Genomic DNA, 23,351 nt, shown 5'->3' with positions numbered 1-23,351 from the left:
GCGTCCCTTGAACGACCATGTCCGATTCCTGCTAGTCGTTGCCTCTGACCTGCTGACCTGGCATTTGACGTTGGTGTCCGATTTCCGCCAGTCAGCACCCCTGGGAAGCGCATACTGTCGGAGTCATGTCGCCACTAGAGCTCGATTTCGACTCCTGCTATCGGGCCGTCTCCGCCAGAGACTCCCGGTTCGACGGGCGGTTCTACACGGCGGTGACGACGACGCGCATCTACTGCCGTCCGATCTGCCCAGCCCGTACGCCCTCGTCCCGCAACGTGCGCTTCTACCGGCACGCCGCGTCGGCCGAAGCGGCCGGGTTCCGCCCGTGCAAGCGCTGCCGTCCCGAGCTCTCTCCCGGCGATCCCGGCTGGGACCTGCGGGGCGACCTCATCGGCCGGGCGCTGCGGCTGATCGACGACGGGGCGGCCGACGAGCAGGGCGTCGCCGGGCTGGCCAGGCGGCTGCACATCACCGAGCGCCACCTGCACCGGCTGTTCGTGGCCGAGCTGGGCGTCGGGCCGCTGGCGGTGGCGCGGACGAAGCGGCTGCTGCTGGCCAAGCAACTGCTGACCGAGACGGGGCTGCCGGTCACGGAGGTGGCGTTCGCGGCGGGGTTCGGGAGTGTCAGGCAGTTCAACGCGACCATGCGGGAGACGTACGGGTTCACGCCCAGCGAGCTGCGCGCCACGGCGGGCGGGCCGGCTTCCCGAGCCGCCGACCTGGCGAGCCTCCGGGACGCTGACGTGGCGGGGCCGGCCACGCTCAGGCTGCGGCTGCACCGGCGGGAGCCGTACGACGTGGACGGGGTTTTCGCGTTCCTGGCTTCCCGTGCGATTCCTGGGCTGGAGGTGGCGGACCGGACGTCGTACGCGCGAGCCGTACCAGGTGGGACGATCACGCTCACACCGCTACGAGACCACATAGCCCTGGACGTCGCGGTTGATGACACTCGGCAGCTCGCCCGGGTCGTGTCCCGCTGCCGGCGGCTGCTCGACCTCGACGCCGACCCGGACGCGATCGCGGAGATCCTCGGCCAGACCTCACTCGGGCCCCTCGTCGAAGCCCGGCCCGGGTTGCGGGTGCCGGGCACGTTCGACGGCTTCGAGCTGGCCGTACGCGCCGTCGTCGGGCAGCAGATCTCGGTGGCGGGCGCCCGTACCCTGCTCGGCCGCATCGTCGCGAAGGCCGCCGCGCCCGAGAGCCTCTTCCCGACCCCGGCTCACCTCCTGGAGACCGATCTCACGGGTCTGGGCCTGACGAACCGCAGGATCGACACGCTCAAGGACCTGGCCGCCCGCCTGGCCGAGGGCCGCATCGACCTGGACGGCGGCCAGGACCCCGCGGAGGCGGTGGCCGGGCTGCTGGAGGTACCCGGCATCGGCCCGTGGACCGCCAGCTACATCGCGCTGCGCGCGCTCCGCGACCCCGACGCCTGGCCCACGGGCGACCTCGTGCTGAAGAAGCGCATGATCGCCCTGGGCATCCCTGACGACCACATCGAACGGTGGCGGCCCTGGCGGGCCTACGCCGCCCTGCACCTCTGGAGTTCATCATGATCGCTGCCCAGCTCGTTCCGACCCCTGTGGGGCCGCTGGCCCTGCTGTCCCGCGCGGAAGTGCTCGTCGCGGCCGGCTTCACCGCCGACCCCAAGGAGATGTTCGTACGGCTCACGCCCGCCCTGCAGTCGGAGGGCCTGGACGTGGTGGACAACCTCGGCCCCGCTTCCGAGGCCGTGCGGGCATACCTGGCCGGGGATCTGGCGGCGCTGGACGCCATCCCGGTCTCCCAGCCCGGCACGCCCACGCGCCAGCGGCTCCATGAGGCGTTGCGCGAGGTCAAGGCGGGGACGACCGTGTCTTACGCGGAGCTGGCCGTACGGGCCGGCCTGCCGAAGACAGCTGCCCGGGCGGCGGGCTCGGCCTGTGCCCAGAACCTCATCGCACCGTTCGTGCCGTGCCATCGGGTGCTGCCGAGCGGTGGGGGATATGGCGGGTATTACTACGGCGTACCGGTCAAAGAGTGGCTCATTGCCCACGAATCCGGAGGAATCACTAACCCATAGTAATGACTCGACTGCATTCGGTAATACGTTCGCCATGCCGACGCAGAAACACGAGTTCCTCCTGGAGCTCGTCCGGGGGCATCCGTCTCTTGTGGCTACATTGCTGGCCGAGACCGGCGTCTCCGTATCCCCCTACCAAGAAGCCCGGCTGGACAGCGGCGACTTCACGGACTGCACCCCCACGGAATATCGGGCCGATTCGGTCGTGGTGTTCACGAACGGCAACACGCCAGCGACGGCGGTGGTGCTGGAGGTACAACGGAAATACGACAAACGTAAGCAATGGTCCTGGCCCGTCTATCTGGCCACCCTCCGGGCGCGCCTGAAGTGCCCGGTGCTGCTCCTCGTCTTCTGCGAGGACGCGAATACCGCCCGCCGCTGCGCGGAACCCATCGACATGGGGCACCCCGGTTGTGCCGTGTACCCGAGACCGGCGTCGATCGTGAGCCCGGCCGCGAAGGAGCCGATCGCGTTGCCCAGGTTGAAGGCGCCGATGTTGGCCGAGCCAGACCCCGCCCTTGCGGAATGTCGAAAGCTCCCGCACCAGGCCACCGGGAGCGGGGCGCGGCTGACGGGGGACGCGGGCGAGCACGCCCGCCAGGCCGACCACGCCGATGGCGACCACGACCCAGAACGTGGCGCGCCAGCCGAACGCCTGCCCGATCCAGGTCCCCAGGGGCACGCCCAGGACGTTCGCGAGGGTCAGGCCGGTGAACATGAGGGCGATGGCGCTGGCTCGTTTCTGCGGTGCCACCAGGTCGGCGGCGACCACCGAGCCGACGCCGAAATACGCGCCGTGCGCGAAGGCCGCCAGGAAGCGGCCCACCATCAGCACGCCGTACGAGGGCGCCAGCGCCGAGAGCAGGTTCCCGGCGATGAACAGCACCATCAGCGACAACAACATGGTCTTGGGGTGTCTGTAAGACTGCTGTCACCCGGTACACGGGATTGCGTTAGTGCAGGTCAACGAGGGTCTTTTCTTGGGCGATAGCGAATCTTTCGCCGATCCTCGACGCGTACGATCAAGCACGGTCAGTATGGACACCGGAATCGTGGGATCTGCGGGCGGCTTGGGGCTGCCCGCTGGCGAGAGAGCCGGATGTCTCGTGGCGCGTGTGCTGGACGAGGACGATCTGATCGGGAACTGGACGCTGGTCGGTGACGAGCTGGACCAGTTATCCGGGCGCCGGGGCGCGACCAAGCTCGGGTTCGCGCTGCTGCTTCGGTTCTATGCCGTGCACGGCCGGTTCCCGACCGGCCCCAGTGAAATCCCCGACCAGGCGGTCGCCTACGTCGCACGCCTGGTGGACGTACCCGCATCCGAGCTGGGGCTGTATGAATGGGACGGCCGCACGATCAAGGCGCACCGGGCCGACATCCGCAAGTACTTCGGCTTCCGCGATTGCTCTGTCGCCGACGCCGAGAAGGCCGCACAGTGGCTGGCCGTCAACGTTTGCGAGAAAGAGCGGCAGGTCGACCGCGTGCGCGAGCAGCTGCTGGCGCATTTGAAGGACGAGCAAATCGAGCCGCCCACCCGGGACCGGCTACGGCGGATCATCGGATCGGGGCTGCGGCAGGCCGAGCAGGCGCTGACCGCGCGGATCTGCAGCCGGATTCCCCCAGAAGCGGTCGCGCGGATGCTCGCCATGATCGCGAAAACGGCCGACCCGGGAGATGAGCAGGAGCCGGCCCGGCAGGACGACGGCGCGTTGTTCGACGCCGCCGAGGTGGCCGGGGTGGACGTGTTCGCGGCGATCCGGGAGGAGCCGGGCAACGTCAGCGTGAAGACTATCGAGCGGGAGGTGTTCAAGCTGAACGCGATCCGCAAGGTCGGCCTCCCCGACAATCTGTTCGCCGACGTCGCGCCGAAGGTGCTGGCCAGCTGGCGGGCCCGGGTCGCCGCGGAGGCGCCGTCGCATCTGCGCAGCCACCCGCACGAGATCAAGATGACGCTGCTGGCCGCCTACCTGTTCTGCCGGGGCCGGGAGATCACCGACGCGCTGGTCGACCTGCTCATCGCCACGGTGCACCGGATCAACGCCCGTGCGGAGACGAAGGTCATCGGCGACTTCGTGGCCGAGTTGAAGCGCGTGTCGGGCAAGGAGAACATCCTGTTCAAGATGACCGAGGCGGCGCTGGAGGCCCCGGAGGAGCGCGTCGAGGACGTCATCTACCCGGCGGTGCCCGGCGGCCACCACACGCTGGTGTCGCTGCTGCATGAGTACCGGGCCAAGGGCACCGTCGTATCGGCAGCGGGTGTTCAAGGCCTCCTACACCAACCACTACCGGACCGGGTTGATCCAGATCCTGGAGGCGCTGGAGTTCGGTTCGACCAACACCGTGCACGCGCCGATGATGGAGGCGCTGGCGCTGATCAAGCGGTATAAGGCAGAGGCCAACAACCGGATGAAGTGCTACGCGCTCGGCGAGCACGTCCCCGTGGAAGGGATCATCCCGGCCGAGCTGGTGGAGCTGATGTACCGGGCCGACAGCACACGCCGCCAGCGGATCTTGCGCACCGTCTACGAGTGCGGGGTGTTTCAGAGCCTGCGGGAGAAGCTGCGCTGCAAGGAGATCTGGGTGGTCGGCGCCGACAAGTGGCGCAACCCCGACGACGACCTGCCCAAGGACTTCGAGGCCAACCGCGCGGAGAACTACGCCAAGCTCCGCAAACCGCTGGACCCCAAGCGCTTCACCGCGGAGCTGATGGAGGAACTGGACGCGGAGTTGTCGGCGCTGAACGACGCGCTCGGCGGTAAGGGCCTGCCCTGGCTGAAGATCGAAGAACGGCGCAACGCTGGGGCGATCCACCTGACACCCCTGGACCCGGCGCCCGAACCGCGGAACCTGCGCCGGCTCAAGACGGCGATCCGCTCCCGGTGGGGCGTGGTCCCGCTGATGGACATGCTGACGGAGACCGCGCTGCGCACCGGCTGCCTGAACGTCTTCACCCCTGCGGGTACGCAGAACCACCTGGATGCGCAGGTGCTGTTCGAACGGCTCCTGCTATTGATCTACGCCTAAGGGATCGGAGCGGGCGTGCGCGCTGTGGCTGCCGGCGACCACCCGCACACCGAGGACGACCTGCGCTACGTCCGGCGCCGCTACCTGACCGTGGAGTCCTGCCGCGAGGTGGCCCGGATCATCGCCAACGCCACCTTCGCCGCCAGGCACAGTGCGCTGTGGGGCGAAGGCACCACAGCGGTGGCCTCCGACTCCACCCACTTCTCCGCGTTCGACCAGAACATCTTCACCGAATGGCATTCGAGGTATCGGCGGGCCAAACGCGGCGTGCTGATCTACTGGACGGTCGACGTCGCCGGGTCGATGGCCGTGCACAGCCAGCTGATCAGCTGTTCGGCCTCGGAGGTGCACGCGATGGTCGAGGGAGCGATGCGGCACGGCACGGACATGGAGATCGAGCAGAACTTCGTCAACTCCCACGGAGCCACCTTCGTCGGCTTCGGCATCACCAGGCTCCTGGATTTCGATCTGATCGCCCGTTTCAAGCAGATCAACAAGATGAAGCTGTACGTGCCCGGCCGAGGCGATCAGTCGTCCTACCCGCTGCTGGCGCCAGCGCTGACCCGGCCGATCCGGTGGGAGATCATTGAGCACAACTACGACCTGATGATGAAGTACGCCACCGCGATCCGGCTGCGCACCGCCTCCACCGAAGCCCTGCTGCGCCGGTTCACCAGCGAGACCACCCACCCCGCCTACGCCGCGATGCTGGAGGTCGGCCGCGCCCAACGGTCGATTTTCCTGGCGCGCTGGCTACGGGACCGGGATCTGCAGCGGGAGACCGAGTCCGGGCTGAACGTGGTGGAGAACTACAACGGGGTCAATGACTACATCCGGTTCGGCAAGCGGGGCGAGCTCGCTTCCAACCGGCGTGAAGAGCAGGAACTGGGCATGCTGTGTCTTCATGTGCTCCAAAGCTGCCTCGGCCTGATCAACACGTTGATGATTCAAGACACGCTCACCCTCCCGGAGTGGCAGGGCGTGCTGACCGACGCCGACCGGCGGGGCCTGACCCCGATCTTCCACTCGAACATGACCCCGTACGGCGAGATCCAGCTGCGAACCGATCGCCGCCTGGAGCTGACCAGTCTGCCGGGCGAAGCGAGGCTTGATCAGCAACCGAACGGCCAGCGACCTTAGCGAGCCGTGGGGCTCGGGTCCTCGCCACTGGCCGTTCCGGTGCAGGTAGGCGGTCTTGGGATGCGGATGGCCAGCTGCTCGTTCCACGAGAGCTGCCCTTCGGCGACGGCTTGGGGTCCCAGTAGTCCTGACGAAGAATCCAACAGATATAGCTCCAAGCTGCGGTGACGCGAGGGATTCCCGCTTAAGGCCACACGCGCGGAGCGCCGATCAGCTCACCCTCTCCCGGCGGCGTCGCCGTCGGCCAGCGCGCGGTAAACGCTGGCCACAGACGGGTGCCGGCCCTTGTTCTTGCCCGTGGCAATGACAAGCTTGCCAGCGATATCGGGCACGGCCACGCCGCGTTTGCGCAGCGACCGGGCGTAGGCGATCATGTCGGCGTCGAACACCTTCGGCCGCCCGCCGTGGCGGCCGCGCTCGCGCGCCGACGCCTGACCTTCCAGCGACTTCTCCCGGATGTACTCGCGTTCGGACTCGGCCATCCCGGCGAAGAAGGCGAACAACGCCGCCCCATGCCCAGACGGGTTGTAGATGCCCTGCAGCGGACCAGTCAGCAGTTCGAGCTCGATGTCGTGATGACGAAGGTCCTCGACGATGGTCAGCAGCTCGGCGGCGCCGCGCCCCAGGCGCTTCATCTCGTGCACGGTCAAGATCACCCGCTGGTGCGGGACAGCCCGCTTGATGGTGCGGGCGTACTCCATCGCATGCTGGGACAGCGAGCGGCTGACGGGGCTGCCTTGGCGCCCCTGATCATCAGTAATGGTCGCCGTAGCAGTAGTTCCGAGCCCCGTCTGGGTTCGGTCAGAACCGAAGAACCCGAAAAGAGTGGTGCCATCGGTGGTAGCCACCGCGCCTGGATGGCCGCCTTGACGGGGCCGGTGATGTTCCGCATGTTCGCCCCGCTCAGGTTCGCACCCCGCAAGTCAGCATCCTTCAGCGCCGCCCCGCACAGATCCGCACCAGTGATGCTGAGCGCAGTCGTGCGAATCTCATGTTCGCGTGTGTCAGCGTCGCGTTGGTGAGATCCGCGCGGGTGAGCGTCGTCCAGCTCAGCCCCGCACCCGTGAGCCGCGCCTTCCAAGGGCATGTCGCTGATCAAGTCTGGCGTTGAGCGGGTCGTAGCTGTGGGTCGTGCATCGCGAACAGCTGTGCCGGCGCCCGCGGGATTCTGTAGGCGGCGGTCTGACACGCACGCAGTTCGTGAGCGATGAGGTCCGGGATCGGGTATCAGTGCTTGTGTTCCAGCGCCGCCAGCCGTTCGGCTACTTTGTCGCCGATGGTGACGAGCATCGCCATCTCTGTCGCAGTGAGATGATCAATGAGCACGTCGCGGACGTCGGCCACGTGCTGCGGAGCCGCGACCTTGATCAGGTCGCTGCCCCGGGGAGTGATGGCGACTACCGCCCCCCGTTGGTCGGCGAGGCACCGCTCGCGGGACACCAGGCCGCGATTTTGCATCCGGCCCAGGTGCTGCGACAGGCGGCTCTTCTCCCAGCGCAACAGCTGGCCGAGTTCGAACGACCTCAGCCGCCCTTCGGGCGCCTCAGAGAGATGGGCCAGGACCTGGTAGTCAGCGCCGGACAGCCCGCACCGGTTGCGCAGCTGCCGCTCGATGAACTCCGACAGCCCGTCCTGCATCTTTATCAGGCTGCGCCAGGCCTGCTGTTCTCGCTCGTCCAACCACCGCGGCTCGGTCACGCACGTCACTTTACCGTCTGGTTGACATGGTAACCAAGTGCGGCGTACCTTCTGGTTCACACGTTAACCAAATGGGGGGCGTCGATGACACAGCCGTTGACAACGACGGGTGGGGCATGGCGTCCTATCCAGCTCCAGAAAGCAGGCACTCCATGAGCAGCATCAGCATTATCGGCCTGGGGGGTATGGGCCGCGCCATTGGCGTCCGCGCGGTCGAGGGCGGCCACGCCGTCGAGGTCGTCGGTCGCGACGCGGCCAAGGCCAAGGACCTGGCCGCCGCGCTCGGCGGCGGCGCCACGGCCGGGACATTCGGCGCCGTCCCGGTTGGCGACATCGTCGTCCTGGCCGTGCCATACGCCAGCGCCGTGCCGGTCGTCGCCCAGTACGGGGACGCACTGGCCGGAAAGTTCATCATCGACATCTCCAACACGTTCAACGCCGACGCCACCGGGCTCGTCATCCCTGAAGGCACGTCCGGTGCGCAGGAGATCGCCAAGGCAGTCCCGGCGAGCGCGCACGTCGTGAAGGCGTTCAACACGGTCTTCGGCCACGTGCTGGCCCAGGGGCGTCCGTTGGACGTGTTCTTCGCCGGAGATGACGCGCGGGCCAAGGCCGACGTGTCGGCGTTCATCGAGAGCCTCGGACTGCGCCCGCTCGATATCGGCGGCCTGGAGATGGCCCGCTGGCTGGAAGGGGTCGGGCCGCTGCTGATGGGCCTGGCCCGCAACGGCGCGGGGACCTTCGACGTCGCCCTCGGCGTCGACCTCCCCGGCTGAGCGCACCCCTGCTAGTAGCCCGCGGCGCTCCCGCCGCGGATTCTCACGAAGGAGTCATCGTGCGTCTGATATGGCAGCTCTTGGCGGTTGTGGCGGTCTGGATCCTCGGCAGTCTGGGCACCGCGGCGGTGAAGGACAACCCCTGGCTGGCGCTCGTCGCCGGCCTGCTGACGGCCGTCGTCGCGGTCCTGGTCTACGGCTGGGTGGTGCGGCGCACCGAGCACCGGGCCCCCGTCGAGGTGTCGCTGAAGGGAGCAGGCGCGGGGATCAGCTGGGGCACGCTGCTCGGCATCGCGCTGTTCGGGGCAGTCATCGCGAACATCGCCTTCTTAGGCGACTACACGATCAACGGCCTGGGCACGCCAGCGAGCGCCGTCGGCCTGCTCGGCATCATGGCGGGTGCCGCCGTGACCGAGGAGCTGGTCTTCCGCGGTGTCCTGTTCCGGAACGTCGAGCGCTGGACCGGAACCTGGATCGCGCTCGTGCTGACCGGCTCGCTGTTCGGCCTGATCCACCTGCTCAACGCGAACGCCACCCTGTGGGGCGCCATCGCTATCGCCATCGAGGCAGGCGGTATGCTGACCGCCGCGTACATCGCCACCCGCAAGCTGTGGGTGCCGATCGGTCTGCACTTCGGCTGGAACATTGCCGCGAGCGCCATCTTCAGCACCGAGGTGTCCGGCAGCAACACCCCGCAGGGCCTGCTGGACGCGACGATGTCGGGTCCCGCGCTGGTCACGGGCGGCGACTTCGGACCGGAGGGCAGTGTGTACGCCGTGGTGTTCGGTGTGGTGGCCACCGTCGTGCTCATGTGGCTGGCACACCGGCGTGGTCACGTGGTCCCCGTCCGTCGCTCGGCCCGGGCGGACGTGGCCGCTAGGCTCGCCAGGTGATCGAACCCCCGCCGGCGCGCACGTCGTGAAGGCGTTCAACACCGTCTTCGGTCACATGCTGGCGCAGGGCAACCCGCTGGACGTGCTCATCGCTGGCGACGACGCTGAGGCCAAGGCGACTGTGTCGGCATTCATCAAGAGCCTCGGGCTGCGGCCGATGGACACCGGCCCCCTGGGAATGGCGCGCTGGCTGGAGGGAACGGGCCTGGTGATGATTGGCCTGGGCCGCTATGGCGCGGGAAGCTTCAACTTCACCCTCGGCGTCAGCACTTCTGCCTGAGCGCGCCCGCACCACCACTTCTCGCGCCACATCAATCACAAGGACCAGTAGCATGCGCGTTTTCGTCACTGGCGGGACCGGCCATTCCGGTTCGTACATCGTCCCCGAGCTCATCGCCGCCGGGCACGAGGTCACCGGCCTGGCCCGATCGGACACGGCCGCGGCGGTGCTGTCCGCGCTCGGCGCGAAGGTGCGCCGCGGCGACCTCCAGGATCTCGACGGGCTCAAGGAGGCGGCCGCGGACTCCGACGGCGTCATCCACGTCGCGCACAGGCAAGACCTGCTTCCGTCCGGCGGGATCGACGCCGTGGCCGCCGCGGAGCTCCCGATCATGCTCGCGTACGGCGAGGCACTGGCGGGAACCAGAAAGCCGCTGGTCGCGGCGGGGAGCATAGGCTCGCCCGGGAACGGGGGGATCCTGGGCCGACCGGCCACCGAGGAGGACCCGGCCCTTCCCGTCGGCGATGAGCACAAGGGCACCCTGCGGGCTCGTAACGTCGTGGAAACCGCCGTAATCGGCCTCGCCGAGCGGGGAGTGCGGTCTTCGGTCGTGCGGCTCGCCAACATCATGCACAGCACGACCGATCGTGCCGGCTTCTTCCCCACGCTGATCGCGCTCGCGAAGGAGAAGGGCTTCGCCGGCTACCCCGGAGACGGCGCGAACCTGTGGAACGCCGTGCACGTCCGCGATGCCGCCTCCTTGTTCCGCCTGGCGCTGGAGAAGGGGCCGGCCGGCGAATACTGGCACGCCGTTGAGGACGGGGGCATCCCGTTCCGCGAGATCGCCGAGGCCATCGGCAGCCGTCTGGGCCTGCCCGCCGTGAGCATTCCCGTGGACGAACTGATGGTGCCGGGATACTTCGGGTTCCTCGCGAACATAGTCACGCAGAACTACCCGGCGTCCAACCTCATCACCCGCCGGACCCTCGGCTGGGAACCCGCTCAGCCCGGCCTGCTCGCCGATTTGGACAACGGCCATTACTTCTCCGCCAGCTGACGGCAGGGACCTGAATCGCAACGAGCCCGGCAAATGACAAGGGTTCGGCTCTTCTGGAGGGACGCTGAGAATATGACGACGGTGGGATTCATCGGAAGCGGATACATCGGAAGTACCATCGCGCGGCTCGCCATCGAGGCCGGGCACCAGGTCGTGCTCAGCAACTCGCGCGGTCCCGAAACGCTCGCGGATACGGCCGCGGAACTGGGGCCGCGGGCGTCCGCGGCGACGAGCGGGGAGGCCGCGGCGGCCGGTGACATCGTCGTGGTCACGGTGCCCGTCAAGGCGTTCCCCAACGTGCCCGCCGCGCCACTGGCCGGGAAGACGGTCATCGACACGTGCAACTACGGCCCCGAGCGTGACGGGCACATTCCCGGGCTCGACAACAAGTCGCTCACTTCGAGCGAACTGCTGCTGCGGTACATCCCGGACGCCATGCTCGTGAAAGCGTTCAACAACATCTTCTTCAAGCACCTGCTGTCACTCGCCCGCCCGGCGGGGGCGGCCGACCGCTCGTACCTGCCGATCGCCGGGGACTCCGCGCCGGCGAAGGCGGCGGTGACCGAATTCATCGAATCCATCGGGTACAGCGTCGTGGACGCGGGACCGCTGGCCGATAGCTGGCGGCAGGCGACGGACACGCCGGTGTGGGGGACCCCATACGGGCCGTCCACGAACGAGAAGGGCCAGTCGGTCGACGAGGACGCCATCCGCGCGGCACTGGCCACCGCAACGCGGTAACCGCAAGTTGGCGCGGGCCGCGGTATGGTCCGGTCGTGTTGTGGCCCCGTCCGGTAGGCGTCGGGCGGGGCCATGACGCAGAACTCGTTGCCGTCCGGATCCGTCAGGATGTGCCATGTCCAGCAGTACGCCGAGGTACCCGACACCCAGCGGGCGATGCTGCCGCTGCTGAGCCGCCTGCCCGTGCCACAAGGGCTGGGCGATGAGCCGATCGCGGTGGATCGAGGTGATCACCTGGTGATCTACCAGCCCGTACCCCTCTCGCAGCGACAGCTTTGGCGCAGCACCGCCCATACCCGCCAGGCCGCCGGAAACCTGGCCGCCAACGTGTTCGCCATGTTGGCTCTGCCTGGCCTGCAGCTCCGCCTCCACCGGCGTGAAGTCCTTGAACCCGTACACCCGCCGGATCTCCCACTGGTGATCCAACTTCGTCTTGGCCCGCTCGGTGTACTTCTTCACCGACGACGGATCAGCGATCCCCAGCTGCTCAGCCACGAAGTCCAACACCACCACCGGCACCTCGAGGGGGTCCTCCAGGAAGGTGCCGATCCATCGGACGGTCACGAGCTAGAGGGCGAACCCGAGTTTCATATGCTCGCCACGACGGAGTTCGATCAGCGCCCGGTCCTCGTCATCTAGGAAGAACACCCGCTCCAGATCCACCCGCGCCGGCACCCCGGCGTACCGGCCAAAGGCCACCGCCTCATCGTCAGTCAGAAACTCCACCGGCATACGCCGCAAAGTAGGACTGACTCACCGATAGCTAACCCAGAGTCATCAAACCGTTACAATATCGACCGCTCCGGGGTCCGTACGGCATGTTGGGCAAGTCAGGTGCGCCGAGAGGCACTACCCGGCGGGAAACGGGTCCGGGCTGGCGAGCGAGTGTCATCTTTTTGCGGTAGCACTCCGACAATCACCTCCAACGGCACCACCGAGCACCGCCGAGCCGGTCAGGCGGTTGGCCAGGATGAACGTGGCGGGCGCGGTGCGTCGCAGCGTGAGCGGCCCCGGTCATCGCGAGGCGGATGCCGAGTTATAGTTACAAAGTCGCGAAAAACGATGTTCCGCGGGTCCACCCGCCTGACATCGCTCGTACATCGATGCAGATGGTTCTGATCGGTGAGCGTCTCCTTGCCGAGATCGGGCATCCCGTCCGCTTTTGGCGCTGACCATCGCCGACGCGTGTCGGCGCGACAGAGGAGCGCAGCATGCAGAAGACCATCGCCATTGTCGGAGCGGGACTGGGCGGGCTGACGCTCGCCCTGGTGCTTCAGGCTCACGGTGTCGCCGCGACAATCTACGAGGGTGAGGCTTCGGCCACGACCCGTGCGCAGGGCGGCCTGCTCGACATTCACGTAGAGACCGGACAGGTCGCGCTTCGCGCAGCCGGTCTCTACGACGAGTTCCTCACTCTGGTCCGCCCGGGCGAGGACGCCAAGCGCGTGGTCGACCGCCACGGCACGATCCTGTTCGACATGCCTGCGGACCCCGGTTCGGCCCGTCCAGAGGTGGATCGTGGCGAACTCAGGCGCCTGCTTATCGACTCGCTGGCGCCCGAGACGATCAGGTGGGGCCACAAGCTCGCCTCGATCCGGCACCGTGTGGAGGGCGGCTACGAGCTCACCTTCGCGGACGGTTCCGCCACGCGCGCCGACATCGTCATCGGCGCGGACGGTTCCTGGTCGAAGGTGCGTCCGCTGCTGACCCCCACCAAGCCTCTCTACAGCGGAACCTGCTTCATCGAGATCGCCCTCGCTTCGGGCGGCCAGGACTGTCGGGCGAGCGTGGCCGCGATCGGCAGCGGCACGCTGATGGCGGTCGCGCCGGGCAAAGGCATCATCGCCCATCGCTACGCCGACGGGCACGTGCACGGATACGTGGCGCTGAACAAGCCCGAGGGGTGGATAAGGTCGATCGACTTCGGCGACCCGTCCGCGGGCCTGCGTCAACTTGCCGACGAGTTCGATGGCTGGTCGCCGCTGCTTACCGCCTTTGTGACACAGAGCGACGCGGAACCGTGGCTGCGACCCATCTATGCCCTGCCCGTCGGGCTCAAATGGGACAGGGTGCCCGGCGTGACGCTCGTCGGCGACGCCGCGCATCTGATGTCGCCCTTCGCCGGCGAGGGTGCGAACCTCGCCATGTACGACGGCGCTGACCTGGCGAGCAAGCTGGTTGAGCAACCCGACATCGAGGTCGCGCTCACCGGCTACGAAGAGCGGCTGTTTCTACGTAGTAGCGACGTCGCCGGCCGCTCGGCGAAGAACCTGGAGATCTTCTTCGGCCGGGAAGCACCGCAGAGCGTAGTCACTCTGTTCGATCACTCCTGATACCTCAGTCCGGTTTCGCGATCTTGTCGCGGACCTGGCGGGGAACGGGTACGGCCATCGCGTGATCATCGGGAGTTGTGTGGACTCCTGAAGATCGTGCGGTGGCCGCACGGCATAGCCCAGACCCTGCCCGTTGGTGGGCGATGTTCGACCAGGTCATGGCCCGGATCGCGGGCAGGTTCCGGCGGGTTGAGCCTCGCGCGTCGGCCCGCTCCTACCTGCTCGGGCGTTCGTGAACCTGTTCCACGCGTCGCTGGGCAAGGCGATGTCGTGCGGCACCGCCTATGAGCTGTTCTGCCGTCTGGCCAAGCAGGCCGGATTCCGGGCCCGGCCGCACATGCTCCGCACACGTCGATCACCAGGCTCCGGCGAGCTTGGGTGGATCGCCGGGTCGTGCAGGAGATCGCCGGCCACCTCGACCTCAGCGACGACACGTCGGAGTGCAGTGACGTGCTCTTCACGACCCCGAGGCGCTCGCCGCATGCCTGTTCTTCTTTGGGTCCGGGCTGAGCTCGGTCAACTTGGCCTACGTGAAAGAAGAGATCAGCATCCTCTGACCTGCTGGAAGGCTCCTACAACCCTAGATAAACAGCACATCGTCGCGATCACACTGTTCTCACCGGATTCTTGGCGGGTGCATTGTCGATGTCGTGTCCGGAGCAGGACGATCCGCGGCTCCGCTCGAGTGCTGCGGGTCAGGCCTGGTCGCCCACGAGAGCGATTGCGCGCGTCTCGGGAACTCCCAGCATCAGCAGGCTCGTGATCGTCGCTGCTCGGGCGCCGAGGGTCCCGTTCGACAGGTCGCTGTCCGCGATGGCGAACACGACGCCGTAGGCAACCTGGCTCAGAATGCCTGCCGGTAGGTGCTGTGCGAACACGTCGCTGTCCTGGCCCCGTTTCACGAGGTCGGCGAGGAGCTCATCGACTGGCCCGAGCAGGCCGTGGATCGCCTCCCCGTACTCGCCACGGCCAGACGCAGGCGATGAATTCGACCCACGTCGCGTCCGCCTCTGCGTCGGAGGCGTTGACTTCGGTGAGCACGGCTGTCACCTCGGTGACGGCCCGTTTGAGAAATAACCCATGAGTTCGTCGACCGGTTGAGCGTGGCCATAGCCGCAGGACCTGGGCTTACTTCCTGGGATCCCTGGTTCTTTCGAGATTGATGAGACTTCAGGGATTCTGAAGGTCTATCGTCCTCGTCGTTCGTCTTGCACAGATGGCGAAGACGAGGAGGCCAGAGTTGGCGCTGGCGGTAGTGCGGGATCTACGCGTGGCGCGAGCCCCCGCGACTCCGGACGATCTGGACGCGTTGGAGACCGACGTACTGGCCGGGTTCGTACTCGCCCGCGCCGCGGCGGGGCTATCGGACGGGACGATCAGCTCGGATGTGATGCATCTGGAGCAGGTGCGGGCCTGGTTCGGACGGCCGCTATGGGACATGGACCCGGCCGATGCCGATGCGTACTTCGGCAAGGTGTTGCGGACCACGGCGAAGGGCACTCGCCTGGCCTGGGCGCAGGCGATCAAGACTTACTTCTTGTTCCTCGAACTGCGGCACAAGGTGGAGATCCACCAGGCCACCGGGCGGGTCGTCGAGTGCCCGATCGACGAGATGAACCGCCCTCGTGGCGGCCAGCAGCCCAGGCTGCGGATCCCGCCCACCGCCGACCAGGTCAGCCGGTTGTTCGCCGGCTGGCGAGAAGAGCTCTCGACTTGCCGCAAGTTCGCCCCGGCCGCCCGCAACTACACCGCCTGCCGGCTCATGTCGGAGGTCGGGTTGCGGGTGAACGAGGCATGCAAGCTCGACCTGGCCGACATCAAGTGGGAGCTGGGCCGCTTCGGCAAGCTGCACGTCCGGCACGGCGAGGGCGCCCGGGGCTCCGGTCCTCGGGAGCGGATGGTCCCGCTGATCAACAACGCCGCGGCGGCGCTGCGCTGGTTCGGGGTGTCGGTAAGACTGCTGCCAGTGCGCCATGGAAAGCGCTGTTTGTCCGAATGGAGGTGAAAGGCCACCGTCGCCCGGCCGTCGTAGCGGTGGGGTGAAGCTGGAGGCAGCCTGATCCGGGGATCACCGGGGAGGGTGGGAGCAGCCTCGACAAAGTCGGGTCGGTTCAGCACTACCGGATGGGCCGGGCCCGGTGAGCGAGACGGGAAGGTATACGCGAGGAACCGGTGTCCGAATTCTTGCCAGCTCCAACCCGGTGGATGTGGGCTGGTCAGCGGTGCGCACCTGCCCCTCATCGCGGGCGGGAACTCCTGGTCGGGTATTGGCAGTCTGGGCTGGGAGGCCACGGTGAAGGACTACGGCGTAGCCGTGGCGAGGCCGCAGGGGTAGAGCCGGGTGCCTAACCCGTTGATCGGACAGCAGTGAACATGGGAACCGCTCGGGTTCGTTCTCGGGGTGTCGGTAACGAAGCTGTCATGAGGTACACGCGATGGCGTCCGGCCAGGTCAGCGGCTTGTGCTCAGCCCGGCAGCGCAATCGCTATGCCGGACGTACCCGTTCGACTGCGGTCAGCTGACCAGGGGCAACGTGATTGCGGGTACCTGATGGCACGAGTATTACCGACACCCCATATCCGGCGGCTGCGGCGTCGCCCTTGAGAAATGAAGCGGTCGAGCCCGCTGGCCGTCGCCGTGGGTGTGGGCGGAGGATGGCCGGTGTGGTGGGCAAGGTCCGAAGGTGAGCGGTGTGTGGGCGACCGTTGCCAGCCGGGTCCACGGTGCGGCGGCGGCGGTTGACGATCTTCAGGGTCAGGCGCACGGGCTGGCCGGCGTGCGGGCCGCAGGTACCCGTCGGCTCTACTCCGTCTGTGCGCGGTGCGGCCGGGGGAACCTTCTCGGCGCCCACCCCGCTCAGACTCCTGACGGGGCCATGGGAACCGGCAACGACGCCTGGGGTTGTGATCGCGGCGGGGCAGGCCCGGACGGGTTATTAGATAATCGGCGTTATCTGGCAAGATGGCGGTCGCAGTCCAGGCGCGAGCTGGGCGGCTGTCGTCCGGCATGGGAGCTTCGTTTCCCGGTTATCTGGCAACTTGCGAGATCACGGAAGGGCGGCAGGATGGATTCGGTCATCGTCGAGCAGTTCGGCTGCGCCCACCCGCTCGCGACGCACCTGGACGACTTCCTCACAGACCTGGCTAACGCCGGCGCCTCGGTCCACACCCGGCGCGCCTACCGCGGCGACCTGATCGCCTTCGCCGCTCACCACGGCGAGGAGATCGGCGCGCTGACCGCCGCGCCAGTCCGGGCCTACCTGACCGAGATCGCCGACCTGTCGCCGGCCAGCCGCAAGCGCAAGCGCGCCGCCGTCGCCTCCTTCGCCAAGTGGGCGGTCCGCCACGACCTCCTGGCCGCCAACCCGATGGACCGCATCGACACCCGTCAAGGTGCCCAAGACGCTGCCCCGCCCGGCCGCGGCCGCCGACGTCGCCCAGGTGCTAACGGTGATCTGCTCGCGGCGGCCGCGCAAGGACCTGCCGCTAGACCGGCTGCGGGATCGGGTGCTGTTCGAGACCGCCTATGTCTGCGGTGCCCGCGCCTCGGAGGTGTGCGGTCTGTATGTCGAAGACCTGGACCTGCGGCTGGACGACGAGCACGTGCGCATCTGCGGCAAGGGCGGCAGCGTGCGCACCGTGCTGCTGGACGACCGCGGTTACGTCGCGCTGCTCAAGCTCTATCTGGCCCGCGCCGGCTACACCGCGGGCCCGTTGTTCCGGGCCAGCATCAACGGCCGGGGCGGGCCGCTGTCGTACGACGCCGCCCACCACCGCTGGCAGGGCTACCAGTTACGCCGGGGTGTCCATCGAGGCCGTCCGCCGCCGCCTCGGCCACGCCTCCACCGAGACCACCCAGCTGCCACTGACGACAAACCGCTCAGGGCCATCGCACCCTCTTGCCATCAGCGCACGTCAGAGATGGGTTCGTTGGATTGTCCGCGATTGCTACGAGGACCCCTTGGAGTGTGCAGCAGCACAGAGGTGGAAACGCCATGCCACGTCGACGGCCGGATCGGGGAGTTCCGATCCGGCCGTCCTCATCGTTGTTATGGCAGGGTGACGAACTGCTGGAGGAAGTTCCGGGCGCTGTCGCTGTCGGTGCGGTACGTCACGTTGGTGGCATAGCAGGGAATGTCACCGGTGATCGTCGTTGCGGCGAGTACGAGCTTGCCGTCGAGGTTGATGAAGTTCGGGCCGCCGGAGTCGCCGTAGCAGGCGCCGCCGAGGTCGCGGCTCTCGTTCATCGCGAGGCGAACCCAGGTCTTGTTGAGGGCGTTGAAGTCGACCGGCGCCTTCATCCTCCCGCCGCCACCCGGATGGGTCTGGCCGCCGGGTCCGTTCACCGCCTCCTGGGTGCCGTACCCCATGACCTGCCAGTCCTTGGCGTCGAGCGCGCGCGAGCCGAGTTCGGACAGCTGGTTGTGGCGTGGCAGGGTGGCGGGCACGAAGGGCCACCGCTGCGCGAGTTCGGCGGCCTGGCCCGCATTGAACTTGATGACAGCGATGTCGTGGCTGTCTGCTTGGTTGCCGGGGTAGCCCGGATCGGAGTACGCGACACCCTGGAGACCGACGCGTCCGGCGATCTGCTCCGGCGTCCCGCCGAGGGCGTTCGAGGCGTCGATCGCGCCCTGCACATCCTGGGCGAGGGAGACGTAGAACTTGGTGCCGGCCGGTCGGCCGACGGTGCAGTGGGCGGCGGTGAGGAAGACGCCCGGGGAGATCATCGTGCCCGTGCAGCTCCACCGGACGGCGTCCGGCGTGGCGGGGTCGTTGTCGCGGTCAGACTGCACGACGAGCGCTCCGACCTCGGTACGCTCGGGCGCCGGCTCCGCGTTGTACGAATTGATCGCCGAAGCGGGTGTGGCGGTGCCAAGCATGACCGCTGCGGTGACGGCGGCAAGTGACGCAAATAGAGCTGGACGGCTCACTACTTTCTCCACTGTCTGGGGGTATTCGTGCCAGTAGCTGACCACATGGGTGAGAAAATTGGAAGATCCTCGAGCGGCCGGTCGCCTGGCGTATAAGAGATAAGCCTTGGGTTCGCTGAGGTCTCTGTGGCCTGGCTTGCCCCTGGACCTGGGGCTTCTGCCTGGGACTCCGGGAGTTTTCGAAGTTGATGAGACTTCAGAGATTCTGAAGGTCTATCGTCCTCCTCGATCGTCTGACATCACCGGTGAAGACGAGGAGGCGTGGGTTGAGCCTGTCCGTCGTGAGGGACCTCCGTGAGGCGCGTGCCCCGCTCGGCCCAGAGGAACTGGTCGAGTTCGAGACCGATGTGCTGGCCGGGTTCGTGCTCGCCCGCGCGGCTGCCGGCCTATCGGACGCCACGATCAGCTCCGACGTGATCCATATCGAGCAGGTCCGGGCCTGGCTCGGCCGACCGTTGTGGGCGATGGAACCGGCCGATGCCGATGCCTACTTCGGCCAGGTACTACGCGGTGCGGCCAAGGGCACCCGGTTGTCGCGGGCCCAGGCGATCAAGACCTACTTCCTGTTCCTGGAGCTACGACACAAGATCGAGATCCACCAGCTGACCGGGCACGTGGTGGAGTGCCCGATCGATGACATGAACCGGCCGCGCGGGCAAAAGGACGCGGCGCTGCGGATCCCGCCCAGCGCCGAGCAGGTCACCCGCCTGTTCGCCGGCTGGCGCGAAGACCTTGCCAGCTGCCGCAAGTTCGCCCCCACCGCCCGCAACTACACTGCGGCCCGGCTGATGGCCGAGGTCGGCCTGCGGGTGAACGAGGCGCGCAGCCTGGACCTGACCGACGTCAAATGGGAGCTGGGCAGGTTCGGTAAGCTGCACGTCCGCGTCGGCAAGGGCGCCCGCGGCTCTGGTCCACGTGAGCGGATGGTGCCGCTGATCAATGATGCTGGGAGAACGCTGCGCTGGTTCGTCGAGGACGTCTGGGGCCAGTTCGGCGACGACCACACCCGTCACGCGGCTCCGTTGCTGCCCTCGGAGCGCAAGAACGCTGACGGCACCGCCGCCCGGGTCGGCACCGAAGCGTTGCGCACCGCGCTGGCCGAGGCCACCACCAGGCACCTGCCGGACTGGAGCGAGAAGCTGACACCGCACGTGTTGCGACACTTTTGCGCCAGCCAGCTCTACTTCGCCGGGATGGACCTGATCGCGATCCAGGAGACCCTCGGACATGCCTGGGTGGCCACCACAATGAAGTACATCCACGTCCACCGCACGCACGTCGAAGAGGCCTGGCTCGCCGGACAACAGCGAGCCGCCGACCGGCTGAAGGGGCTGATCCCATGAAGTGGAACCTGCGCCTGGCCGCCGCCAACCGCGGCATCTGGAAGGCCAGCGAGCTGCACCGGCTGCTCACCGAACGCGGCATGGTGATCAGCGCCGGGAAGATGTCCGGCCTGTGGTCGGGCCATCCGGCCAGCATCAAGCTGCAGGACCTGGACGTCATCTGCGCCGTGCTCGGCTGCGGCATTGCCGACCTCCTCATCCCCGAACCGGAGAAGGTCCCAGGCCCTGCCGAGGCAGGTCAACCGCGAGTGGCGGCCACCGGTGATGGACCCGCGGTGACACCCAAGCGCCGAGACGGTCGGTCCTTGCCGCCGCTGTGATGGGCCGCATCTCCGCGACCAAGCCTGCGCTCACCTGCGTGAGCTGCTTCGCCTGGGGCGTGCTCCCGGGCCGGTATTGGACGTGCCGTTAAGGAAGCTGCTACCAAGTACACGCGAGCGGTGTTAGGCCAGGTAGAAGGTGCCTGAGTCGTGAGCGTCGGAGCGCTCGATAGCCAGTGCGGCCGACTGGCCCTGCCAGGACCAAAAGTGGTTGATCAGGTGGATGGGCTGACCGTCCTCTTTGCGCGTGATGATGGATGGCGAGCGTCTGCCCGGGGTAATGCACCGCGCAGCAGGAGCAGACGGACATGACGAGGTCGTCTTCGGCCAGAGCCTGCACCTGCCTCCCGGCCTGACCGCGCGCCTGACCGCCGACGACTTTCTCAGGAGCCGGGCACGGCCGGTGACGCGGCGGCCAACCCGGCCCTGCCCGTAGCCACGATGATCGAAATCGCCGACGAGGCGAGCTGAGCGGTGGTCAGCGGTCCTCGACGTCGGCGGCGAAGCGGTCCCAGGCGGCTTGGCGGGAGATGCCCAGGGCCTGGCCGATCCTGGCCCAGGTCACCCCGCGGTCGCGCAGGATGCGGACCCAGGCCCGCAGGTCGCGCTCGGCCTGCTCGATGGTGAGAGCGTGACGCGGCAGTGAGGCCAGCAGGTCATCGTCCGACATGCCCGGAAGCCACTCGGCCTCCGGATCGGGCCCGCGGTGCGCCCGCTGGGGCTCGCTACCCTGCGGCGGGTCGGAGAGCAGCCGGTGGGCCAGCTCGATGCAGGCGTCGCAGATGTAGACACCCGGTCCCGCCACGACCCTCTTGGCCTCCGCGTGGGACGTGCCGCAGAACGAACATCTGGTGGCGACCTCCTCCACCGGCGTCATCCGGCGGCGGCCCTTGCTTCGCGTCATCACCGCGTCAGCCTGCCCTTGACACCGCGCCGCGTCAAGGGCAGGCTGACGGACCTGGAGACGTCAAGGACGGGCTGACAAGCCCGAGACGAGAGGAGACGCACCCATGAATCTCGAACGATGCCCGGACGGACAGGCCATCGAGGTCGCCCGCGGCCTGGCCACGGGCTACACCGAGGAGGAGTACCTGCTGCGCGGCACGGCCGCCTCGTACGCCGACGAATTGGCCCCGTACGTGACCCGGATCCTGGTACGCAGGCCCGAACACATCAGCGGCACCGTGGTGGTGGAGTGGTTCAACGTCTCGTCGTTCATGGACGCTGGCGTGGAATGGCAGTACATCCACGGCGAGCTGTTACGGAGTGGCACGGTCTGGGTCGGGGTGTCGGCCCAGTGCCTAGGGGTCACCGGCAGCGTGCATCCCGTGGACGGGCCGGCCCCGGGCGGGCTCAAGGCGTCGAACCCCGAACGGTACGGGATGCTCGACCACCCCGGCGACGACTTCTCGTACGACATCTTCTCCCAGGCCGGGATGGCTATCCGCGAGCTGTTCCCCGGCGCGCGGCTCATCGCGGCCGGGATGTCGCTGGGTGCCTACATGCTGACCACCTACATCAACGAGGTCGACCCGATCGCCCAGGTGTATGACGGGTTCCTGCCGCACTGCCGCATCGGCATCGCCCCGGCCCTCATGCCGTCGCGGCGGCCGGCGACGTCAGGTCTCGATGGGACGCCGGTGCCCTTCCGCGCCGACCCGCGGGTGCCGGTGCTCGCCCTGGTGACGGAGACCGATGTGATCACGGCCGGGTACGCGGGGGCCAGGCGGCCCGACGGGCCGAACCTGCGCGTGTGGGAGCTCGCCGGGGCCTCACACGCCGACACCTACCTCAACACCACCGGCCGCCTCGACCTCACCCACGCCACCCCCACGGAGCTGGCCGCCGCGCTGGCCCCGACCACCCGCGTGATCGGCATGGACCTGCAGCACCTGGCCAACTCCGGCCCCCAGCACCACTACGTCGCCAAGGCCGCAATCCGACGGCTCGACCAGTGGGTGCGCGAGGACGTTCCGCCGCCGCAGGCTCCCCCGCTGGCCACCGTGCCCGGCCCCGCGCTGGAGCGGGACGACCACGGCAACGCGCTCGGCGGGGTCCGCACGCCCTGGATGGAGGTGCCCGCCGCCGTACTGACCGGGGTCAGCCCGGACGACGGCGTCTTGGGCAGGCTCTTCGGCCTGACCGTCCCGTTCTCCCCCGCCATCCTGGACAGCCTGTACGGCGACAGTTACCTGCCCGCCTTCGAGGCCGCCACCGACGACGCCGTCGCCAAGGGGTTCCTCCTCGCGGACGACGCGCCCGAGATCAAGGCCCTGGCCGCCGCGTCCATGGAGGCCACGGTGCCCTGAGTCCGGCTCAGCCGAAGAACGCGCGGCGGCAGCAGCACAGCGCCTCCCGTATGGCCTGGCTGGGCGGGCCCTTCCAGACCAGTGCGAGCAGGGCGGGCGCCTCGACGTCGTCGATCACCAGGGCGGTGAGATCGTCCTCCTGCAGGACCTCCCCGCGCAGGACCGGCGAGCCCTCGCCGACCTGATCAACCAGGGCGCGCAGGAGGAAACCGACTCTGACCGGCAGCTGACGGCCTGGGAACGCCCGAAACCCTGGGTCTCCTGGTCTGAGCACCGCGGCGACGATCCGGTCCAAACGGCGGCCAATATCGGTCCACGTGGCTTCTTGGCCCTCCGCTCGGGTCGGTGTCATAGGCCGCAAAGTAGGGGCGTATCCCGAGGTCAGGGCGTCGTGCCGTGCCTGTCGGAATCCACACACCGAACCGTTCACCGACATTGATCCTCGACACGGGTTTCGACGTTCACCACCTGCGACCTTGCGGTTTCGGCGCGAGTGTCGACAGAC

Annotated in this window: 21 protein-coding genes and 4 pseudogenes; 15 read left to right on the top strand and 10 right to left on the bottom strand. The window is 67.9% G+C overall.

Annotated features, from left to right (window positions below; genetic code table 11):
• The first annotated feature begins 125 nt into the window (after window positions 1-125).
• Both ACFLIM_RS09810 and ACFLIM_RS09805 read left to right on the top strand, forming a co-directional pair.
• Window positions 126-1,556 carry an AlkA N-terminal domain-containing protein gene (locus ACFLIM_RS09810; protein WP_393164142.1) on the top strand — a complete coding sequence of 477 codons (1,431 nt, stop codon included), beginning with the start codon at window positions 126-128 and terminating at the stop codon, window positions 1,554-1,556.
• Window positions 1,553-2,062 (top strand): methylated-DNA--[protein]-cysteine S-methyltransferase, encoded by a 510-nt coding sequence (locus tag ACFLIM_RS09805; protein WP_393164141.1) that lies wholly within the window; start codon window positions 1,553-1,555, stop codon window positions 2,060-2,062. Before ACFLIM_RS09810 ends, ACFLIM_RS09805 begins: the two co-directional genes overlap by 4 nt.
• Here the strand turns inward: ACFLIM_RS09805 and ACFLIM_RS09800 are convergent.
• Window positions 2,052-2,966, bottom strand: a complete 915-nt coding sequence (locus tag ACFLIM_RS09800) for an MFS transporter (protein ID WP_393164140.1) — start codon at window positions 2,964-2,966, stop codon at window positions 2,052-2,054. The genes ACFLIM_RS09805 and ACFLIM_RS09800 overlap by 11 nt on opposite strands.
• A gap of 202 nt (window positions 2,967-3,168) precedes the next feature.
• Here ACFLIM_RS09800 and ACFLIM_RS50345 point away from each other — a divergent pair.
• Window positions 3,169-6,226: pseudogene (locus ACFLIM_RS50345) on the top strand (Tn3 family transposase).
• A gap of 215 nt (window positions 6,227-6,441) precedes the next feature.
• On the opposite strand, the gene ACFLIM_RS09780 reads toward ACFLIM_RS50345, so the two are convergent.
• The 4 genes and pseudogenes from ACFLIM_RS09780 to ACFLIM_RS09765 form a co-directional block, all read right to left on the bottom strand.
• Window positions 6,442-6,927: a recombinase family protein gene (locus tag ACFLIM_RS09780; protein ID WP_393164136.1), complete on the bottom strand. Its 486-nt coding sequence runs from the start codon at window positions 6,925-6,927 to the stop codon at window positions 6,442-6,444.
• On the bottom strand, window positions 6,879-7,178 hold the full coding sequence (locus ACFLIM_RS09775; RefSeq protein ID WP_393164423.1) for a pentapeptide repeat-containing protein: 300 nt from the start codon (window positions 7,176-7,178) through the stop codon (window positions 6,879-6,881). Before ACFLIM_RS09775 ends, ACFLIM_RS09780 begins: the two co-directional genes overlap by 49 nt.
• Window positions 7,160-7,288 (bottom strand): annotated as a pseudogene (locus tag ACFLIM_RS09770) (pentapeptide repeat-containing protein); the annotation flags it as partial. The gene ACFLIM_RS09775 and the pseudogene ACFLIM_RS09770, both read right to left, overlap by 19 nt.
• Before the next feature lie 165 nt (window positions 7,289-7,453).
• Window positions 7,454-7,924 (bottom strand): MarR family winged helix-turn-helix transcriptional regulator, encoded by a 471-nt coding sequence (locus ACFLIM_RS09765; protein ID WP_393164135.1) that lies wholly within the window; start codon window positions 7,922-7,924, stop codon window positions 7,454-7,456.
• 152 nt (window positions 7,925-8,076) lie between these two features.
• Here ACFLIM_RS09765 and ACFLIM_RS09760 point away from each other — a divergent pair, with 152 nt between their 5' ends.
• From ACFLIM_RS09760 to ACFLIM_RS09740, 5 genes are all read left to right on the top strand, one after another.
• Entirely contained in the window at window positions 8,077-8,700 is a 624-nt protein-coding gene (locus ACFLIM_RS09760) for an NADPH-dependent F420 reductase (RefSeq protein WP_393164134.1), read from the top strand.
• A 59-nt stretch (window positions 8,701-8,759) separates the two neighbouring features.
• On the top strand, window positions 8,760-9,593 hold the full coding sequence (locus ACFLIM_RS09755; RefSeq protein WP_393164133.1) for a CPBP family intramembrane glutamic endopeptidase: 834 nt from the start codon (window positions 8,760-8,762) through the stop codon (window positions 9,591-9,593).
• Window positions 9,594-9,618: 25 nt separating this feature from the next.
• A complete protein-coding gene (locus tag ACFLIM_RS09750; RefSeq protein ID WP_364235843.1) occupies window positions 9,619-9,873 on the top strand; it encodes a hypothetical protein in 255 nt (84 codons plus the stop codon).
• A 52-nt stretch (window positions 9,874-9,925) separates the two neighbouring features.
• A complete protein-coding gene (locus ACFLIM_RS09745) occupies window positions 9,926-10,870 on the top strand; it encodes an SDR family oxidoreductase (RefSeq protein WP_393164132.1) in 945 nt (314 codons plus the stop codon).
• 72 nt (window positions 10,871-10,942) lie between these two features.
• Window positions 10,943-11,611: an NADPH-dependent F420 reductase gene (locus tag ACFLIM_RS09740; RefSeq protein ID WP_393164131.1), complete on the top strand. Its 669-nt coding sequence runs from the start codon at window positions 10,943-10,945 to the stop codon at window positions 11,609-11,611.
• Window positions 11,612-12,034: 423 nt separating this feature from the next.
• Here the strand turns inward: ACFLIM_RS09740 and ACFLIM_RS09735 are convergent.
• Window positions 12,035-12,343: pseudogene (locus ACFLIM_RS09735) on the bottom strand (DUF4158 domain-containing protein); the annotation flags it as partial.
• Between the two features lie 479 nt (window positions 12,344-12,822).
• Between ACFLIM_RS09735 and ACFLIM_RS09730 the strand changes: the two are divergent.
• On the top strand, window positions 12,823-13,944 hold the full coding sequence (locus tag ACFLIM_RS09730) for an FAD-dependent oxidoreductase (protein ID WP_393164130.1): 1,122 nt from the start codon (window positions 12,823-12,825) through the stop codon (window positions 13,942-13,944).
• A 695-nt stretch (window positions 13,945-14,639) separates the two neighbouring features.
• Here ACFLIM_RS09730 and ACFLIM_RS09725 read toward each other — a convergent pair.
• On the bottom strand, window positions 14,640-14,822 hold the full coding sequence (locus ACFLIM_RS09725) for a hypothetical protein (RefSeq protein ID WP_393164129.1): 183 nt from the start codon (window positions 14,820-14,822) through the stop codon (window positions 14,640-14,642).
• A gap of 362 nt (window positions 14,823-15,184) precedes the next feature.
• Between ACFLIM_RS09725 and ACFLIM_RS09720 the strand changes: the two genes are divergently transcribed.
• The 3 genes and pseudogenes from ACFLIM_RS09720 to ACFLIM_RS09710 all read left to right on the top strand — a co-directional run bounded on the left by ACFLIM_RS09720 (window position 15,185) and on the right by ACFLIM_RS09710 (window position 18,071).
• The gene (locus ACFLIM_RS09720; RefSeq protein ID WP_393164128.1) at window positions 15,185-15,949 is read left to right on the top strand and encodes a hypothetical protein; all 765 of its coding nucleotides are present in this window, start codon (window positions 15,185-15,187) and stop codon (window positions 15,947-15,949) included.
• Window positions 15,950-16,819: 870 nt separating this feature from the next.
• A pseudogene (locus tag ACFLIM_RS09715) lies at window positions 16,820-17,227 on the top strand (site-specific integrase); the annotation flags it as partial.
• Window positions 17,228-17,336: 109 nt separating this feature from the next.
• Window positions 17,337-18,071 (top strand): tyrosine-type recombinase/integrase, encoded by a 735-nt coding sequence (locus ACFLIM_RS09710; RefSeq protein WP_393164127.1) that lies wholly within the window; start codon window positions 17,337-17,339, stop codon window positions 18,069-18,071.
• Here ACFLIM_RS09710 and ACFLIM_RS09705 read toward each other — a convergent pair.
• The gene (locus ACFLIM_RS09705; RefSeq protein WP_393164126.1) at window positions 17,993-18,823 is read right to left on the bottom strand and encodes a trypsin-like serine protease; all 831 of its coding nucleotides are present in this window, start codon (window positions 18,821-18,823) and stop codon (window positions 17,993-17,995) included. The two genes, ACFLIM_RS09710 and ACFLIM_RS09705, sit on opposite strands and share 79 nt — an antisense overlap.
• A 332-nt stretch (window positions 18,824-19,155) precedes the next feature.
• Here ACFLIM_RS09705 and ACFLIM_RS09700 point away from each other — a divergent pair, with 332 nt between their 5' ends.
• Together ACFLIM_RS09700 and ACFLIM_RS09695 are read left to right on the top strand one after the other, a co-directional pair.
• A complete protein-coding gene (locus ACFLIM_RS09700) occupies window positions 19,156-20,217 on the top strand; it encodes a tyrosine-type recombinase/integrase (RefSeq protein ID WP_393164125.1) in 1,062 nt (353 codons plus the stop codon).
• Window positions 20,214-20,537, top strand: a complete 324-nt coding sequence (locus ACFLIM_RS09695) for a helix-turn-helix domain-containing protein (RefSeq protein ID WP_393164124.1) — start codon at window positions 20,214-20,216, stop codon at window positions 20,535-20,537. Before ACFLIM_RS09700 ends, ACFLIM_RS09695 begins: the two co-directional genes overlap by 4 nt.
• A 478-nt stretch (window positions 20,538-21,015) precedes the next feature.
• On the opposite strand, the gene ACFLIM_RS09690 is transcribed toward ACFLIM_RS09695, so the two are convergent.
• Window positions 21,016-21,441 (bottom strand): ClpX C4-type zinc finger protein, encoded by a 426-nt coding sequence (locus tag ACFLIM_RS09690; protein WP_393164422.1) that lies wholly within the window; start codon window positions 21,439-21,441, stop codon window positions 21,016-21,018.
• Window positions 21,442-21,547: 106 nt separating this feature from the next.
• On the opposite strand from ACFLIM_RS09690, the gene ACFLIM_RS09685 reads away from it, so the two are divergent.
• Complete coding sequence (locus ACFLIM_RS09685; protein ID WP_393164123.1) at window positions 21,548-22,846, top strand: alpha/beta hydrolase domain-containing protein; 1,299 nt, start codon at window positions 21,548-21,550, stop codon at window positions 22,844-22,846.
• Between the two features lie 7 nt (window positions 22,847-22,853).
• Here ACFLIM_RS09685 and ACFLIM_RS09680 read toward each other — a convergent pair whose 3' ends face one another.
• Window positions 22,854-23,198: a hypothetical protein gene (locus ACFLIM_RS09680; protein WP_393164122.1), complete on the bottom strand. Its 345-nt coding sequence runs from the start codon at window positions 23,196-23,198 to the stop codon at window positions 22,854-22,856.
• Window positions 23,199-23,351 lie beyond the last annotated feature (153 nt).

The sequence above is a fragment of the Nonomuraea marmarensis genome (assembly GCF_043197025.1).
Taxonomy (GTDB): Bacteria; Actinomycetota; Actinomycetes; order Streptosporangiales; family Streptosporangiaceae; genus Nonomuraea; species Nonomuraea marmarensis.
Note: the sequence above shows the minus strand (reverse complement) of the source record. Positions and strands in the feature narration are given on the sequence as shown.